The sequence below is a fragment of the Agromyces sp. NPDC058126 genome, assembly GCF_042884595.1.
Taxonomy (GTDB): Bacteria; Actinomycetota; Actinomycetes; order Actinomycetales; family Microbacteriaceae; genus Agromyces.
Genome location: NZ_JBHVTS010000005.1, coordinates 83,872 through 99,936 on the forward strand (window position 1 = coordinate 83,872; position 16,065 = coordinate 99,936).

The 16,065-nt window shown below is 69.5% G+C and carries 16 protein-coding genes and 1 tRNA gene; 11 read left to right on the plus strand and 6 right to left on the minus strand.

What is annotated here, in order from left to right; all coding sequences use genetic code 11:
- The first annotated feature begins 30 nt into the window (after nucleotides 1-30).
- Nucleotides 31-1,437 carry an NAD(P)/FAD-dependent oxidoreductase gene (locus tag ACFVTR_RS15320; RefSeq protein WP_387038664.1) on the plus strand — a complete coding sequence of 469 codons (1,407 nt, stop codon included), beginning with the start codon at nucleotides 31-33 and terminating at the stop codon, nucleotides 1,435-1,437.
- Between the two features lie 77 nt (nucleotides 1,438-1,514).
- Nucleotides 1,515-1,588: transfer RNA gene (locus tag ACFVTR_RS15325), tRNA-Leu, on the plus strand.
- A gap of 46 nt (nucleotides 1,589-1,634) precedes the next feature.
- On the opposite strand, the gene ACFVTR_RS15330 is transcribed toward ACFVTR_RS15325, so the two are convergent.
- Together ACFVTR_RS15330 and ACFVTR_RS15335 are read right to left on the minus strand one after the other, a co-directional pair.
- Nucleotides 1,635-2,981 carry a DUF2252 domain-containing protein gene (locus tag ACFVTR_RS15330; protein ID WP_387038666.1) on the minus strand — a complete coding sequence of 449 codons (1,347 nt, stop codon included), beginning with the start codon at nucleotides 2,979-2,981 and terminating at the stop codon, nucleotides 1,635-1,637.
- A gap of 32 nt (nucleotides 2,982-3,013) precedes the next feature.
- Nucleotides 3,014-4,099 carry a DUF998 domain-containing protein gene (locus ACFVTR_RS15335; RefSeq protein ID WP_387038668.1) on the minus strand — a complete coding sequence of 362 codons (1,086 nt, stop codon included), beginning with the start codon at nucleotides 4,097-4,099 and terminating at the stop codon, nucleotides 3,014-3,016.
- A gap of 385 nt (nucleotides 4,100-4,484) precedes the next feature.
- Between ACFVTR_RS15335 and ACFVTR_RS15340 the strand changes: the two genes are divergently transcribed.
- From ACFVTR_RS15340 to ACFVTR_RS15350, 3 genes are all read left to right on the plus strand, one after another.
- Nucleotides 4,485-5,141, plus strand: a complete 657-nt coding sequence (locus tag ACFVTR_RS15340; protein ID WP_387038670.1) for a hypothetical protein — start codon at nucleotides 4,485-4,487, stop codon at nucleotides 5,139-5,141.
- A gap of 154 nt (nucleotides 5,142-5,295) precedes the next feature.
- The gene (locus ACFVTR_RS15345; protein WP_387038672.1) at nucleotides 5,296-6,063 is read left to right on the plus strand and encodes a hypothetical protein; all 768 of its coding nucleotides are present in this window, start codon (nucleotides 5,296-5,298) and stop codon (nucleotides 6,061-6,063) included.
- An 83-nt stretch (nucleotides 6,064-6,146) separates the two neighbouring features.
- Nucleotides 6,147-6,548 carry an SHOCT domain-containing protein gene (locus ACFVTR_RS15350; protein WP_387038674.1) on the plus strand — a complete coding sequence of 134 codons (402 nt, stop codon included), beginning with the start codon at nucleotides 6,147-6,149 and terminating at the stop codon, nucleotides 6,546-6,548.
- Nucleotides 6,549-6,640: 92 nt separating this feature from the next.
- Here ACFVTR_RS15350 and ACFVTR_RS15355 read toward each other — a convergent pair whose 3' ends face one another.
- Nucleotides 6,641-7,567, minus strand: a complete 927-nt coding sequence (locus ACFVTR_RS15355) for a Ppx/GppA phosphatase family protein (RefSeq protein ID WP_387038675.1) — start codon at nucleotides 7,565-7,567, stop codon at nucleotides 6,641-6,643.
- Nucleotides 7,568-7,676: 109 nt separating this feature from the next.
- On the opposite strand from ACFVTR_RS15355, the gene ACFVTR_RS15360 reads away from it, so the two are divergent.
- The 4 genes from ACFVTR_RS15360 to ACFVTR_RS15375 are packed head-to-tail and all read left to right on the plus strand — an operon-like array spanning nucleotide 7,677 to nucleotide 12,119.
- Nucleotides 7,677-8,273 (plus strand): TetR/AcrR family transcriptional regulator, encoded by a 597-nt coding sequence (locus ACFVTR_RS15360; RefSeq protein ID WP_376947263.1) that lies wholly within the window; start codon nucleotides 7,677-7,679, stop codon nucleotides 8,271-8,273.
- Nucleotides 8,270-9,544 carry an MFS transporter gene (locus ACFVTR_RS15365; protein WP_387038677.1) on the plus strand — a complete coding sequence of 425 codons (1,275 nt, stop codon included), beginning with the start codon at nucleotides 8,270-8,272 and terminating at the stop codon, nucleotides 9,542-9,544. The genes ACFVTR_RS15360 and ACFVTR_RS15365 overlap by 4 nt, the downstream gene beginning before the upstream one ends.
- A 5-nt stretch (nucleotides 9,545-9,549) precedes the next feature.
- Nucleotides 9,550-10,794 (plus strand): alanine racemase, encoded by a 1,245-nt coding sequence (locus tag ACFVTR_RS15370; RefSeq protein WP_387039154.1) that lies wholly within the window; start codon nucleotides 9,550-9,552, stop codon nucleotides 10,792-10,794.
- Complete coding sequence (locus ACFVTR_RS15375) at nucleotides 10,791-12,119, plus strand: D-arabinono-1,4-lactone oxidase (RefSeq protein WP_387038679.1); 1,329 nt, start codon at nucleotides 10,791-10,793, stop codon at nucleotides 12,117-12,119. The genes ACFVTR_RS15370 and ACFVTR_RS15375 overlap by 4 nt, the downstream gene beginning before the upstream one ends.
- Before the next feature lie 89 nt (nucleotides 12,120-12,208).
- On the opposite strand, the gene ACFVTR_RS15380 is transcribed toward ACFVTR_RS15375, so the two are convergent.
- Genes ACFVTR_RS15380 through ACFVTR_RS15390 form a run of 3 tightly spaced genes read right to left on the minus strand, consistent with a single transcriptional unit; the run spans nucleotide 12,209 to nucleotide 14,413 of the window.
- Nucleotides 12,209-12,943, minus strand: coding sequence for an ABC transporter permease (locus tag ACFVTR_RS15380; protein ID WP_387038680.1), 735 nt, complete (start codon nucleotides 12,941-12,943; stop codon nucleotides 12,209-12,211).
- Nucleotides 12,940-13,788, minus strand: coding sequence for an ABC transporter ATP-binding protein (locus ACFVTR_RS15385; protein WP_387038682.1), 849 nt, complete (start codon nucleotides 13,786-13,788; stop codon nucleotides 12,940-12,942). The genes ACFVTR_RS15380 and ACFVTR_RS15385 overlap by 4 nt, the downstream gene beginning before the upstream one ends.
- A gap of 31 nt (nucleotides 13,789-13,819) precedes the next feature.
- On the minus strand, nucleotides 13,820-14,413 hold the full coding sequence (locus ACFVTR_RS15390; RefSeq protein WP_387038684.1) for a TetR family transcriptional regulator: 594 nt from the start codon (nucleotides 14,411-14,413) through the stop codon (nucleotides 13,820-13,822).
- A 192-nt stretch (nucleotides 14,414-14,605) separates the two neighbouring features.
- Between ACFVTR_RS15390 and ACFVTR_RS15395 the strand changes: the two genes are divergently transcribed.
- Nucleotides 14,606-15,172, plus strand: coding sequence for a LemA family protein (locus tag ACFVTR_RS15395; RefSeq protein ID WP_387038686.1), 567 nt, complete (start codon nucleotides 14,606-14,608; stop codon nucleotides 15,170-15,172).
- A 9-nt stretch (nucleotides 15,173-15,181) separates the two neighbouring features.
- Nucleotides 15,182-16,057 (plus strand): M48 family metalloprotease, encoded by an 876-nt coding sequence (locus ACFVTR_RS15400; protein ID WP_387038687.1) that lies wholly within the window; start codon nucleotides 15,182-15,184, stop codon nucleotides 16,055-16,057.
- Nucleotides 16,058-16,065 lie beyond the last annotated feature (8 nt).

Consider the following 16,065-nt stretch of genomic DNA (forward strand, 5'->3'; position numbering starts at 1 on the left):
CATCACCAGATACTGAGGAGTCCATTCACCGTGCCCAAGATTCTCATCGTCGGCGGTGGCTATGCGGGGTTCTACACGGCGTGGAAGCTCGAGAAGTGGCTGCGCGCCGGCGAGGCCGAGGTGACGGTCGTCGACCCGCTGCCCTACATGACCTACCAGCCGTTCCTGCCCGAGGTCGCGGCGGGTTCGATCGAGGCCCGCCACGCAGTCACCTCGCAGCGTCGCCACCTGAAGAAGACCAACGTCGTCACGGCGAAGGTCACCAAGATCGACCACGCCTCGAAGACCGCGACGATCACCCCCGAGCTCGGCGAGCCGTGGGAGTTCGAGTACGACGTCGTCGTCGTGACCGGCGGTGCCGTCTCGCGCACCTTCCCGATCCCCGGCATCGCCGACAACGCGATCGGCCTGAAGACGATCGAAGAGGCCGTCGCGATCCGCGACCGCCTCGTCTCGAACTTCGACAAGGCGGCGAGCCTGCCCGCCGGCCCCGAGCGCGAGCGACTGCTCACGGTCACCGTCGTCGGCGGCGGCTTCGCCGGCATCGAGGTCTTCGCCGAGCTCCGCTCCTTCGCGAGCTCGCTGCTCGAGTACTACCCGCAGCTGAGCTTCGACGAGACGCACTTCCACCTCATCGAGGCGATGGGGCGCATCATGCCCGAGGTCTCGCTCGAGACGAGCCACTGGGTCATCAAGCACCTCGCGCAGCGCGGTGCCGAGATCCACCTCGACACCCAGCTCACGAGCGCGCAGGACGGCAAGATCGAGCTGTCGACCGGCGAGAGCTTCGAGTCCGACCTGATCGTCTGGACCGCCGGCGTCATGGCGAACCCGGCGATCGTGCGCACGAGCGACCTTCCCGTCGAAGAGCGCGGCCGCATCAAGACTCGCGCCGACCTCCGCGTCGGCGACGACGAGGACTTCGTCCCCGACGCGTGGGCGGCCGGCGACATCTCGGCCGTGCCCGACCTCTCGGGCGGCGGCGTCGGCGGCTACTGCGTGCCGAACGCCCAGCACGCGGTGCGTCAGGGCAAGCTGCTCGCGAAGAACATCGTCGCGGTGCTCCGCGGCGAGGAGCCCAAGCAGTACTTCCACAAGAACCTCGGTGCCGTCGCCGGCCTCGGCATCGGCTCGGGCGTGTTCCAGTCGGGCAAGCTCGCGATCAAGGGCCTGCTGGCCTGGTTCGCGCACCGCGGCTACCACGGCCTCGCGATGCCCAGCTGGGAGCGCAAGTTCCGCGTGTTCTGGGGCTGGTGGAACAACTTCTGGCTCCGCCGCGACATCGTCGCGATCGAGGCGGTGCAGACCCCGCGCGCCCAGTTCGAGCTCTTCGCAGCTCGTCCGAAGCCGCCGGCGGTCGAGGCGCCCGCACCGGCCGCGCCCGCCGCGGCGAAGGACGCCAAGCCCGCCAAGAAGGAGCCCGTCGCCGCCAAGTAGCGGATGGCCCCTGACTAAGCTGAGACGCGGTGTCGCCCTTCGGGGCGGCGCCGCGTTCCGCATCTTCCGGGCGCGACGCTCCCGTAGCCCAATCGGCAGAGGCAGGCGGCTTAAACCCGCTCGAGTCTGGGTTCGAATCCCAGCGGGAGCACCGTTCTTGATGCTCTTTGAAGGCCGGATCGGTGCTTCGTGAGGGGTCAGTCGGTGTCGAGGGTCGCCTCAAGTCGCCCGGCGTTGATCGCGTCGACGAGTGCGTGATGGTCGTGGACCGTCTGCTCGGCGTACGCAAGCGAGAAGCGCCCGAGAGCCTTGTCGAACGTGTCGCTCTTGCCGAGGTAGCCCGCGATCCCGGCGGCGGAACCTGTGTTGGCGTGGGCGCGGGCCAGCGCGGCTGCGCAGAATTCGGCGTATCGCGTCATCAGCCCGACATCGGCGATGAGGTCGACCGACAGCTTCATGTCGCGCAGTTGACGCACGTAGAAGTCACGGCCGGCGGGGCTGGTGGCGTATCCGAGGAAGATGTCGCTCGCGGGCTGCATCAGCCGCTGACCGGTGACGACGCGCTGGCCGTGGTGCGTCAGCGCATCCGGGCGTCGGGGGACGTACGGGGCGAGGACCGACTCGTTCGCTTCCTTGACTTGGAGCAGCAGGGGCTTGCCGTCATCGTCGGTGAACAGCACGACGTAGCAGCGGGTGCCGACGCTGCCCACTCCCACGACCTTGATCGCGACATCGCGCAGGGTGTAGCGGTCGAACAGCACCTGAAGCGGGCGAGAAAGCGAGGACCGGTAGGCACTGAAGAACCCCTGGACGCTCTCCACCGTCACATCATCCAAGTGGAAGATCAGTGGCGGCTGATCGGCGATCCGCAGCCCTCCCGCAGTGGTGTCCACGAGCTTCGGGAACACGTTCTCGGCAACCCGTCGGCGTGCCTTGCGTCGCAGCTTCCTTCGACGTTTCCTCGTCTTCTTGTCCGGCGCCTCCTCGATCAACCTTGCCAGGTCGATGCGGTCGTACCACACCTCCAGCGGAGTCATGGTGGCGAGCTCGGCGATGCGACGCCGGTACGCGGCCGCACCGGCGATCGCGACGGATTTCGCGTCATGGTCGTCCATACCCGAGTCCTGGCAGGCGACGACCAGACTGGCGGTGAGTCGCTTGAGATCCCATTCCCATGGTCCGGGCATCGTCTCGTCGAAGTCATTGACCCCGAAGACGACATTGCGTTCTGGAGTCGCGAACAGCCCGAAGTTCACGAGGTGGCAGTCGCCGCACAGCAGGACCCCCAGTCCCGTCGTCGGGATGTGGGCAAGGTCGCTGGCCATGACAGCCGCCGAGCCCCGGAAGAACGCGAAGGGGCTCGCCGCCATGCGAGCGAAGCGGATCGGGATGAGCTCCTGCAAGCGGCCGGAATCGGATGCCGTCAGCACATCAACCAGGTCGGCCCGTTCCTTCGCGGGTGCCCACTCGCCGTGCGCACTGCGCGGCATCCGGTGTCGCCGGTCGCGTCCGTCCTGGAACTGCTCTGCCCTGGTGAGTGTCATCGTGAACTCCCATCGATCGAGACAGCTTGCGGTCAGTCGTGGCGTCCCGCGACGCCGAGGAAGCGGATGAACACCGCGATCCAACCGAAGATCAGCGCGAACACGATGATCTCGAACGCGGTGAGCGAGAAGTAGCCGATTGCGGGGATGAAGAGGATCACCGAGACGACCACCGCCGCGAGGAACCCCCACGACGCGACGAAGTACGTGCGGGGCAGGCCGCGGAAGAACCTCGGGCCACCGATGAGGAGCACCAGGAACATCACGGCCATGCCGGAGGCCGACAGGTTGTGGGCCGTCATGTTCACGTCGACGGGGAAGATGCCCACGCAGGCGAGCATGATCCCCATGATGACGAACAGCACGGGGACGATGCGCGGCCCCCTCGGGTTCTCGAGCACCCCGGCCGCCGCGAGGGCGCGCATGTCGTGGGCCACGTAGACGGCGAACGTCGTCACGAGAAGCCCGGCGGCGATCAACGTGCCGTTGAAGAGCCAGCTCGACAGGTCGTCCTCGAAGGTGCCGAGGTGGCTGAAGTGGATCGTCCACCACTTCGGGTCGGGGGTGGTGACCATCGCGGTCAACGTGCCGATCGCGATGAAGGCCAGCATCAGCGACGACATTCGTTGGGTCGTCATGGCTGACACCGAGAGGTAGACGATCCAGGCGGCGAGGCCCAGGGTGGTCGCCATCATGACGACCGACCAGAACGTCACGATCGGCAGCCCGATGAACCCTCGCTCGAACACCCTGAAGAGCGCGTACGCAGCGACGAACGCGAGTGCGGCGTGCACGACCACGACCGACGCCGTGTTGACGATGGCCTTCCACAACGGGAGCGACCCCCGCCACTCCTGCCCTGGACGGTGGCGCGCCCGCCAGTACCCGATCGACGAAGCGACGGCGGCGACGATTCCCGCACCGGTCGCCGCCCAGATCGCGAACGAATCGGCCGCTCCGGCCACGGGACGGTCGGGCACGACCGACCCCAGGATGAGACCGTAGATCGCACCGACTATGCCGGCGGACAGCGCCGCGTACACCGCTTCGGATTCCGCCCGGCGGCCGGGCGTCGAGGAGGTGGCGGCGGACAATGCCGAGGTGTCGCTAGTGTCCACGGGGTCAGAGTACGACGTGGGCCGGACGCACGAAAGACCCAGAGCGGGCCCCCTCAAGCGAAGCGCGCCGCTCCCGATCCACTGTGCGCCGTGCATCGTGGGGGAGCGTTCATGGCCACCACGGCACACCCATCCGCGGAAGGAGGCAACGGCGACACCTCGGCGATTCCCGAGTCCACCCGATCGGGGGACTGGGACCGGGATCATGCGCTCGCTAGCCTCTGAGCAGAGCGTCGTGTCAGCGGAACGCGGCAACGCGTGACGCCACGTCGTCCTTCGGTCACGCGGCCGGTCGTCGTACGGACGGGAGCTCGCCATGCCACGAGTCGTCGGGTCCAGGCGGAATCCGCACGTTCGAGTCCTCGGCGGCGCGAGGCTCGTCGGCATGATCCTCGTGATGTCCTCGGCATTGCTCTCCGCCGGTTGCGCCGCCGTCCCGGATGGCGGGGCGCACGCGACCTCGACCCCGTCGCAGTCGGACCCCGCCGAGACCCCCTCGAGTTCCGCACCGGCCGACGCGCCGGAATCGCTCGGCTTCGCCGAGGGCGCGCAGCTCGACCCGATGGCGATGGTGGGCTGGAATGTGTCCATGGGAGGCGACGACGCCGCCTGGACGCACAACCCGGATGCCGAGACGGGGGAAGTGAGCTTCGTGAACGCCGATGGCACGTGCACGGCGTACTACTACCAGGAGGTCTTCGAGACGGCGGCGGCCGACGACCGGTCCGCGTCCGACGAGCTCCTCGCAGAAGTGGCCGGTCTATCGGCCGATGAGGTGGCGACGTACGCGGCGGATGAGTACTTCGTGCTCACCCACGCATCGACGCCCGGGGTCGCGGATGGCGAAGTGGCCAACAGGTCGGTGATCGTGGAGGCCGACGGGAAGATGTGGCTCATGGCCGCGCGCGTGTTCACGAACCTGGATTCCGCGGCTTCGCAGATGAGCAACGCGTATTCACTCCAACTCGCCTGCGACGCGGATGTCGATCCGTTGACACAGCTCAGCTCGCTCGACGAGATCGCCAAGGTGCTGGTCGACTGACGATCGACCCGACGGCGGCGACGCGTCGCCGCGGCGCCGATCCCCTCGACGCGAACGCGATCGCGGACGTTTGGCTCGCGCCCGTGGGCACCGCCAGCAGGCGGACGCCAGAATCTCCACAGCGGCGGGCGCCGCTCGCTGAGACGGGGGGAAGATGTCGTCGCTACTCGAGCTGGTCCTCGAGGCGAACGGGGCGGACCGATTCGCCTCGCTCTCCACGATCACCGCCACGGCGCGGTACGGCGGCTCGTTCTGGGAGGTGAAGGGGCATCCCGATTACGCCGGAGCCGCGGTCGTGGAGGCCCGCGCGCACGAGCAGTGGATCCGGCAGACCGATGCCGACGGCGGGGTTCAGATGGTCTTCGACCGGGCGGCGAACCTGATCACGGTGACGGAGTCGAACGGCGACGTCATCGAGGAGCTGCACGATCCGCGGCGGTCGTTCGACGGGTACACCGAGCGCTCGGTCTGGAGCGAGGCGCAGATGGCGTACTTCCGCTGCTACGCGACCTGGCTCCACCTCGTCGAGCCGTTCGTGTTCGCCTTTCCGGGCGTCACGAGCCACGAGATCGCGGCGCACTCCGAGCACGGTGAGATCTGGCGCGGGCTCAGCGTCACATTCCCGCCGGAGGTCGACAGCCACAATCGGACCCAGCTGTACTACTTCGACGAGGAGTACCGACTGCGGCGGAGCGACGTGCAGCCCGAGGTCGACGACTACACCAAGACGACGCAGTACGTGGCGGAGCATGTCGAGATCGACGGCATCACCCTGTCCACGAGCCGCCGGGTCCACCTTCGCCTCCCCGATCGATCGCCGGACACCACCCGCACCCCGGTCACGGTCGATCTCAGCGACATCCATCTCGATTCCACGAACGTGCCGCGCGAAGCGACGGCGGTGCGGATTCCACCCGAATGAGGTGATGCGCTGAGACCCTGCGGAGGTCTAGTGTCGAGGCACGACGGCGCGACCGTCACGCCGCGGACGAAAGGGGCACCACTGTGAACAACAGCTTCTGGGACTTCCTCATCTGGCTCTTCTGGTTCTACGTCCTGATCGCGTGCATCTGGATCTTCATCACGGTGATCATCGACATCTTCAAGGACCACACCCTCAACGGGTGGGCGAAGGCGCTGTGGGTGATCTTCCTCGTGTTCCTGCCGTTCTTGGCGGCCTTCATCTACCTGATCGCGCGTGGCAACTCGATGGCCCAGCGTCGCATGGAGGAGGCCCAGCAGGTGCAGGCCCAGAACGCCGACTACATCCGCACCGTCGCGGGCACCGGCGGCGGTGGCGGCGCGTCGTCGGCGAGCGAGATCGAGACGGCGAAGCGCCTGCTCGACTCCGGTGCGATCAACCAGGCCGAGTACGAGCAGCTGAAGGCGAAGGCGATCGCGGGGTAGCGCCGCAGCCGACGAGAACAAACGGCGGTCGCGCAGTGGGGGCTGCGCGACCGCCGTTTCGCGCATGAACGGATGCTTCGGGCCCGCCCCGCTCAGTCCATCAGGTCGAGCCGGCGGAGGATGAGTCCTTCGCGCAGCGCCCACGGCGAGACCTCGAGTTCGCGGACGTCGAAGGCGCGCATCGCCTCGGAGAGCACGACCGCGCCGGCCACGATCTGGAACGTGCGGTCGGCGGTGATGCCGGGCAGCGCCGGCCGCGCGTCGGCCGGGATCTTCGCGAGCCGGGGCGTCCAGTCGTCGAGGCCGCGCCGTGTGAGCACGTAGCGCTCGCTCGAGCCGACGCCTTCGGCGACGTGGCCGGCGAGCCGCGCGAGTGAGCGGATCGTCTTCGACGACCCGACGACGTGGTCGGGGGCGGGGAGTCCGCGGAACGCGCCGACCTCGTCGGCGAGGAGCTTTCGCGCGTGGGCTCGCAGCCGCGCGACCTGCTGCTCGGAGGGCGGGTCGTCGGGCAGGAACTCGACGGTCGACCGCCCGGCGCCGAGCGGCACCGACCGCGCGACATCCGGGATCTCGTCGACGCCCTGGGTGAGTTCGAGCGAGCCGCCGCCGATGTCGAAGAGGAGGAGGTTGTCGGCCGACCAGCCGTACCAGCGCCGGACGGCGAGGAACGTCAGGTTCGCCTCGTCCTCGCCGGGCAGCACCTGGAGCTCGACGCCGGTCTCGCGGGCGACGCGCGCGAGGACCTCCTCGCCGTTGGCGGCCTCGCGGATCGCCGAGGTCGCGAACGGGAGGAACTCGTCGATGTCGGCCTCGCGCGCAGCGGCCGCGGCGGCGCCGACGGCCTCGATGATGGCCGCGACCCCCTCCTCGTCGATGGCGCCGGAGGCGTCGAGGTAGCGCATGAGGCGCAGCACCGACTTGTGCGACGTCATCGGGATCGGGCGGGCGCCGCGGTGCGCATCGACCACGAGGAGGTGCACCGTATTGGAACCGACATCGAGAACACCGAGACGCATGTTGCGAGCGTAGTCGGTGGCGAGCATGCATGCCGTAGCGTTTTCGTGCATACTGATGCGACTGGGACGATTGTCCCACTTCGTCGGCATCGCAGTCGAGAGGAGCAACGTGGCCCGAATCCCCGCAGCCGAGCGACGCGCCGCGCTCGTGGCCGCCGCGCTCATCGTGGTCTCCCGCAAGGGCCTCGCCCAAGCGACGACCCGCGCGATCGTCGCCGAGGCCGGCATGAGCCTCGCGAGCTTCCACTACGCGTTCGAGTCGCGCGACGAGCTCATCGACGAGCTCATCTCGACCGTGGTCGCCCGTGAGCAGCAGGCGGTCACGCCCGAAGAGGTCGAGGGGCTCACGCTGTTCGAACTCGTCGAGGCCGGCATCCTCCGGTACTTCGAGCACCTGAAGGCCGATCCCGAGCACGAGCAGGCGATGCTCGAGCTCACCCAGTACGCGCTCCGCTCACCCGAACGCCAGCCGCTCGCCGCCGCCCAGTACGAGAAGTACATCGCCCTCGCGGCGCAGTCGCTCGAACTCGGCGCCGAACTCGCCGGCGCGCGCTGGACGGTCCCCGTCGAACGCGTCGCGCGCGTGCTCGTCGCCTTCACCGACGGGCTCACCCTCACCTGGCTCGTCGACCGCGACGACGATGCCGCCCGGGCGGTCGCGCACGCGGCCGCCGACGCACTCACAAGAATGGCCGACACCCGATGACGCGTGCCGACGCCCCTGGCGCCCCCACCACCCCCGCGGCATTCGCCGAACCGACGCGCCGCATCGGCGCCGGATGGATCGCGTCGTTCGCGACCGTCTGGTTCGGCATCTGGATGGCGCAGCTCACTCCCGTGCAACTGCTGCTGCCGGCCCAGATCGACGCCGAGCTCAAGCCCGAGCACTGGGTCGACTCCGTCGTCGCGTTCGGCACCATCTCGGGCATCGCGGCGATCGCGACGATCATCGCCTACCCGCTGACCGGCGCCCTCTCCGACCGCACGAGCTCGCGTTTCGGTCGCCGCCGGCCCTGGATCCTCATCGGCGGCCTCGTGTTCGCGGCATCGCTCGTGGCACTCGGCTTCCAGACCGAGATGTGGGCGATCGGCACCGCGTGGGTCGTGGCATCCATCGGCTTCTGCATCATGACCGCTGCGCTCACCGCGACGATCTCCGACCAGGTGCCGGTGAACCAGCGCGGCTTCGTGTCGGGCTGGATGTCGGCGCCCCAGGCGGTCGGCATCATCGTCGGGCTCATCCTCGTGACCGAGCTCGTCACCGACGCGTCGCTCGGCTACGTCCTGCTCGCGGTGCTCCTCCTCGTGCTCGCGGTTCCCTTCCTCACCCGGCACGACGAGCCGCTCGCCCCGGCGCTGCGCACCCCGATGACGCTGAAGAGCATCATCTCGGGCTTCTGGATCAGCCCGAGGAAGCACCCCGACTTCGGGTGGACCCTGCTCAGCCGAGTGCTCGTCTCGACCGGCAACGCGCTCGGCACGAGCCTGCTGCTCTACTTCCTCATGTTCCAGCTGAACGACCAGAACGCCGAGGACGACCTCATCGTGCTCACGCTCATCTACATGGTGTTCGTGATCCTCGCGTCCCTCATCGGCGGCAAGCTCTCCGACAAGCTCGGGCGCCGCAAGCAGTTCGTGTTCGTGGCCTCGGCCCTGCAGGGCGTCGCGGCGCTGCTGCTCGGCCTGTTCCCCGACCTGACCGTCGCGATGGTCGGCGCTGGCCTCCTCGGCCTCGGCTACGGCTGCTTCCTCTCGGTCGACCAGGCGCTCGCCACGCAGGTGCTGCCCGACGCCACGTCGCGCGGCAAGGACCTCGGCATCATGAACATCGCCTCGGCCGTGCCGCAGGCCGTCGCCCCGATGATCGGTGCGGCCGCCGTCGTCGTCTCGGGCTCGTTCATGCTCGTGTTCCTGCTCGGTGCGGCCCTCTCGACCGCGGGGGCGTTCGCCGTCGCCCGAGTGCGGAGCGTGCGCTGATGACCATGATCGACCTGCGCATGACCGGCAGCCCCACGACCGACGCCTCGAACTGGCGCACGCCCGCCGAGTACTGGCCGCGCCTGACCGCGGCGACCGCGCACCTCGACGCCCCGGTCGGCGCCCTCCACCTCGGCGCCCTGCGCCACAACGCGCTCGACATGCTGCGACGGGCGAACGGCATGCCGATCAGGGTCGCGTCGAAGTCGGTACGGGTGCGCAGCGTCATCGAATCGCTGCTCACGATGCCGGGCTACCGCGGCGTGCTCGCGTACACCCTCGCCGAGGCCCTCTGGCTCGCCGACACGGTCGACGACATCGTCGTCGGCTACCCGACGGCCGAGCGGGCGAGCCTGCGTCGTCTGGCCACCGACGCCGACGCCGCTGCGCGCATCACGCTCATGGTCGACTCGCCCGCGCAGCTCGACTTCGTCGACGCCGTGCTGCCGCCCGGCAAGCGCGAGACGATCCGGGTCTGCCTCGAACTCGACGCCTCCTGGGATGCCCCGGTGCTGGGCCACCTCGGCGTGCGGCGTTCGCCCGTGCACGCTCCTGCCGACGCCGGAGCGCTCGCGGCCTACATCGTCCGCCGCCCCGGCTTCGAGCTCGTCGGCATGATGTCGTACGAGGCGCAGATCGCCGGGGTCGTGAACCGGCCGGCCGGCCGGCCCGTCGACGGCGCCGTCAACCGCTGGATGCAGTCGCGCTCGATGCCCGAGCTCCTCGAGCGTCGCGCCCGCGCGGTCGCGGCCGTGCGCGAGCACGCCGAGCTCGAGTTCGTGAACGGCGGCGGCACGGGCTCGCTCGAACGCACCTCGGCCGATCCGGCGGTCACCGAGATCGCCGCGGGCTCGGGCCTGTTCGGCGGCCACCTGTTCGACGGCTACGAGCACTTCACCCCGGCTCCGGCGGCGGCGTTCGCGCTCGACGTCGTGCGGCGCCCGAGCTCGGCGCACGCGACGATCCTCGGCGGCGGCTGGATCGCCTCGGGGCCGCCCGCGCCCGATCGACTGCCGCGCATCGTCTGGCCCGAGGGGCTCGTCATGGAGCCGCGCGAGATGGCCGGCGAGGTGCAGACGCCCGTGTCGGGCCGCGCCGCGCGCCGGCTCGCGGTGGGCGACCGGGTGTGGTTCCGCCACACGAAGTCGGGCGAGCTCGCCGAGCACCTGAACGAGTTCGCCGTCGTCGACGGCGACGAGACCGTGGAGATGATCCCGACGTATCGGGGAGAAGGGAAGGCGTTCCTGTGACCGCGACCGGAGCAGTGTGGCGCAACTGGGGGCGGACCGAGCAGGTTCGGCCGCTCAGGGTGGAGCGCCCCGCCTCGCCCGAGGCCGTGCAGCGCGCCGTGCAGTCGGCCGCGACGAGCGGCCTGCGCATCAAGCCGGTCGGCTCGGGCCACAGCTTCACGGGCATCGCCGTGGCGCCGGGCGTGCAGCTCGATCTCACCTCGCTCTCTGGCGTCATCGACGCCGACGTCGCGACCGGGCGGGTCACGCTCGGGGCGGGAACCCGCCTGCACGAGCTGCCGGCGCTGCTCGCGCCCTACGGCCTCGCCCTGGCGAACATGGGCGACATCGACCGGCAGACGATCTCGGGCGCGACCTCGACGGGCACGCACGGCACGGGGCTCGGCTTCGGCGGCCTCGCCACCCAGATCGTCGCGGCGAAGCTCGTGACCGGCACGGGCGAGCTCATCACCGTGAGCGAGACCGAACGACCCGAACTGCTGCCCGCCGTGCGTCTCGGCCTCGGCGCCCTCGGCGTCATCGTCGAGCTCACCCTGCAGCTCGTTCCGCGCTACGTGCTGCACGCCGTCGAGAAGCCCGAGCCGCTCGAGCAGGTGCTCGGCGAGTGGATGCCCCGGGTGCAGGGTGCCGACCACTTCGAGTTCTACTGGTTCCCGCACACCGAGCAGGCGCTCACCAAGACGAACACGCGCCTCCCCGGCGACGCCCCGCGCAAGCCGCTCGGCACCGTCTCACGATGGATCGACGACGAGCTGCTCGCGAACGGCCTCTACCGGGGCATCTGCGCCCTCGGCAAGGCGGCGCCGGCGACGACCCCGTTCTTCGCCCGGCAGGTCGACAAGTTCACCGGCGACCGCGACTTCGCCGACTTCTCGCAGAAGGTGTACATCACCAACCGCACCGTGCGGTTCCGCGAGATGGAGTACGCGGTGCCCCTCGAGGCCGTGCCCGACGCGTTCCGCGAGGTGCGCGAGCTCATCGACCGCAAGGGGTGGCGGGTGAGCTTCCCGATCGAGGTGCGCGCCGCCGCGGCCGACGACAACTGGCTCTCGACCGCACACGGTCGCGACTCGGGCTACATCGCCGTCCACCGCTACTTCCGCGAGGACGAGCGGGAGTACTTCACCGCCGTCGAGGACATCATGCGCTCGTACGAGGGTCGGCCCCACTGGGGCAAGATGCACACGCAGTCGGCCGAGACGCTGCGCGGTGTCTACCCGAGGTTCGACGACTTCCTCGCCGTGCGCGAGGAGCTCGACCCCGAGCGGCGCTTCCAGAACCCCTACCTCGAGCGGGTGCTCGACGGGGTGCACGCGCGCGTCTGAGCCGACGAACCGCGGATGCCGGCGCCGTGCGCGCCCGCGCCGCGGGCAGCGACATCCGCCGTTCGCGGCGCGGTCGGGCGTGCGCGCGGTCAGGCGGTGCGACGGCGCAACGTGATCGACCCGAGCACGATGGATCCGACGATCCACGCCCCGATCACGAGGATCTTCGCCATGATCCATTCCGGCGTCTCGCTGTCGGCGGCGACCGCCTGGAGCGCGTCGATGGCGAAGGTGAGCGGGAGCCAGGAGCTGATGGCCTCGAGCCCCTCGGGCAGCTGGTCGGTCGGGATGAAGATGCCGCCGAGCAGGATCTGCGGGAACACGAGCAGCGGCATGAACTGCACGACCTGGAACTCGGTGCGTGCGAACGCGCTCGCGAGCAGCCCGAGCGCGGTGCCGAGCAGCGCGTCGGCGACCGCGACCGCGAAGAGCAGCCAGATCGATCCCTCGATCTCCAGGCCGCACACCCATACCGCGAACGAGACCGCGATCGCGGTCTGCGCGACCGCGAGCAGGCCGAACGCGAGCGCGTAGCCGAGGATGAAGTCGCCCTTGCCGAGCGGCATCGACAGCAGGCGCTCGAGGGTGCCGCTGCGACGTTCGCGCAGCGTCGCGATGCTCGTCACGAGGAACATCACGATGAACGGGAACAGCGCGATCATCGCCGGGCCGATGTCGCTGAACACGTCGGTGTCGACGAAGATCCACGCGACGAGCCCGATCAGGAGGCTCGGCACGACGAGCAGCAGCCCGATGGTGCGCGGGTCGTGCCTGATCTGCGAGAGCACGCGCCCAGCGGTGGCGAAGGTCCGGGTGAGGGTCATCGGGGCTCCTCGACGTCGGCGGCGTCCGTCTCGGCTCCGGCTGATGCCGAATGCCTGCCGTGCTCGGCAGTCGTGGAGTCTCGCGGCCTGAGGTCGGGCTCGCCGCGTTCGATGAGCCGGAGGAACGCGGTCTCGACGTCGTCGGTGCCGGTCACCTCGAGCACGCCCTGCACCGTGTCGTCCGCGAGCAGGGCGCCGTCGCGCATCAGCAGCAGGCGATCGCAGCGCTTCGCCTCGTCCATCACGTGGCTCGACACGAGGAGGGTGGCGCCCTCGTCGGCGAGGCTGCGGAACATGTTCCACAGCTCGACTCGGAGCACGGGATCGAGGCCGACCGTCGGCTCGTCGAGCACGAGCAGCTCGGGGTTGCCGAGCAGAGCCGCCGCGAGCGAGACCCGACTGCGCTGGCCGCCCGAGAGCGTGCCCACGAGGCGGTGCTCCACGGATCCGAGTTCGGTGCGCTCGATGACCCGCGCCACGTCGCTCGCCGGTGCCCCCAGCACCCGCCGGAAGTAGCCGAGGTTCTGTCGTACTGTGAGGTCGTCGTAGACGCTCGCCTGCTGGGTGACGTAGGACACTCGGTGGCGCAGCTCCCGGCTGCCGGCGGGCAGGCCGAGCACGTCGATCGTGCCCGACTTCACGATCTGCACCCCCACGATGGAGCGCATGAGCGTGGTCTTGCCGCTGCCGCTCGGGCCGAGGAGGCCGACGATCATGCCGCTCGGCACGGCGAGCGAGAGCCCCTCGAGCACGGGGGTGCCTCCGCGGTGGACGTGAAGGTCCTCCGCGATGATGGCGGCGGTGGCGCTCGGCTGCGTCGCCGGGGCATCCGCGGTATTCAGCATGTGCTGAATATCTCGCTGCGCGAGCCCGCTGTCAAGACCCCGGCGGACGACCGGTCAGGTGCCATTGCACCGCCGGACCGACGCGGGCGACGAGCTCGTCGACGGGGAGCGAGGCGACCGGGTCGAACTCGAGCACGTAGCGCACCATGATCACGCCGACGAGCTGGGATGCCGCGAGCTCGGCGCGCAGTTCGGCGTCGCCGCCGTCGACGGCCCCGGCGTCGTCACCGGCCCCGCCGTCGTCGAGTCGCACCGCGATCCGGTGCATGATCTCGCCGCGCAGGAACTCCCGCAGCATGCGGGCGACCGGACCCTGACCGATCGCCGAACGGAGGGCTGCGACCGCGGCCGGGCGAACGGCCGGCGAGTCCCACGCCGTGAGCACCGCACGCACGAGACGCTCGCCGAGGCCGTCGAGCGGCCCGTCGAGCGCGGTGCGCACCAGGCGGTCGGGGCGGAGCGGCACCTCGACGACCTCGGCGACGAGCCGTTGCTTGTCGTCGAAGTAGTGGTGCACGAGGGCGGGGTCGACACCTGCGCGGCGGGCGATCGCCCGCATCGAGGCCGCCTCGTAGCCGCGCTCGCCGAACTCGGCCGTCGCTGCGGCGAGAATCCGTGCCCGCATGTCTCCGGGCTTCGCACCGCGAGGGCGACCGGGGCGCCGCGGGCTGGAACGCTCCGTCACAGTCTGAGCCTAACCCCGGAGCATCCACCGGGGTTCCTCCGAGTCTCATGGGAACGGCCGTGGCGCGAAGGCGGCCTCGGTAGGATTGCAGAGCCCGCGATCACGCAGCCGAATGCCCTAGGAGTCCGCGCCATGGAATGGCTCATTCCCGTCCTCATCGTCGTCGCACTCGTGCTGGTGATCGGCATCTACCTCTGGGCGACCTACAACTCGCTCGTCACGCTCAACGTGCGCGTCGACGAGGCGTGGAGCGACATCACGGTGCAGCTGAAGCGCCGTGCCGACCTGATCCCGAACCTCATCGAGGCGGTCAAGGGCTACGCCGCGCACGAGAAGAACGTCTTCGAATCGGTGACGCAGGCGCGTGCCGAGACCTTGCAGGCGCAGGGTCCGGCCGAGGCCGGTGCCGCCGAGAACCACATGCAGCAGGCGCTGAAGTCGATCTTCGCCGTCGCCGAGGCGTACCCGCAGCTCCAGGCAAGCCAGAACTTCCTGCAGCTGCAGTCAGAGCTCGTCGACACGGAAGACAAGATCCAGGCGTCGCGCCGCTTCTACAACGGCGGCGTGCGCGAGCTCAACACCAAGATCAAGGTGTTCCCGAACACGCTGTTCGTGCGCGGCCTCGGCTTCCACGAGCGCGACTTCTTCGAGGTCACCGAGCCGGCGGCGATCGCCGAGCCGCCGCGCGTCCAGTTCTAAGGGCCGGCGTTGTACCGAGCGATCGCGAAGAACAAGCGCAACACCGTCTTCATCATCCTGTTCTTCCTCGCCGTCATCGGCGGGCTCGGCTGGTTGGCCGCAGTCATCTACCAGGACCTGACGATCGTCATCGTGACGCTCGTCGTGGCGACCGGGTATGCGCTCATCCAGTACTTCACGGCCGACCGGCAGGCGCTGTCGATGTCGGGCGCGGTCGAGATCACCTCGAAGGCCGAGCACCCTCGGCTCTGGCGCACGGTCGAGAACCTCTCGATCACGACGGGCACGCCGATGCCGCGCGTCTACGTCATCTCCGATCCCGCGCCGAACGCGTTCGCGACCGGTCGCGACCCCGAGCACGCCGTCGTCGCCGCGACGACGGGCCTGCTCGAGATCATGGACGACGCCGAGCTCGAGGGCGTCATGGCGCACGAGCTCGGGCACGTGCGCAACTACGACATCCGCCTGTCGATGATCGTGTTCGGGCTCGTGGTGGCCGTCGGCTTCATCTCCGACATGCTCGTGCGCATGGCGTTCTTCGGGCGAAGCAACAACAACTCGAACCCCATCGTCATGATCTTCGGGCTCGTCGCGATGCTCATCGCACCGCTCGTCGCGAGCCTCGTGCAGCTCGCGGTCTCGCGTCAGCGCGAATACCTGGCGGATGCCACGGGCGCGATGACCACCCGCCACCCCGACGCGCTCGCCCGCGCGCTCGCGAAGCTCGACGCGTACGGGCGGCCGATGAAGCGTCAGAACTCGTCGATGGCCCACCTCTGGATCGCGGACCCGCTGAAGCCCGGCGTCATGGATCGCCTCTTCGCGACCCACCCGCCCATCGCCGACCGCATCGAGCGCCTGGAGAAGATGGGCGGCAGCTTCTAGGCTGCGGC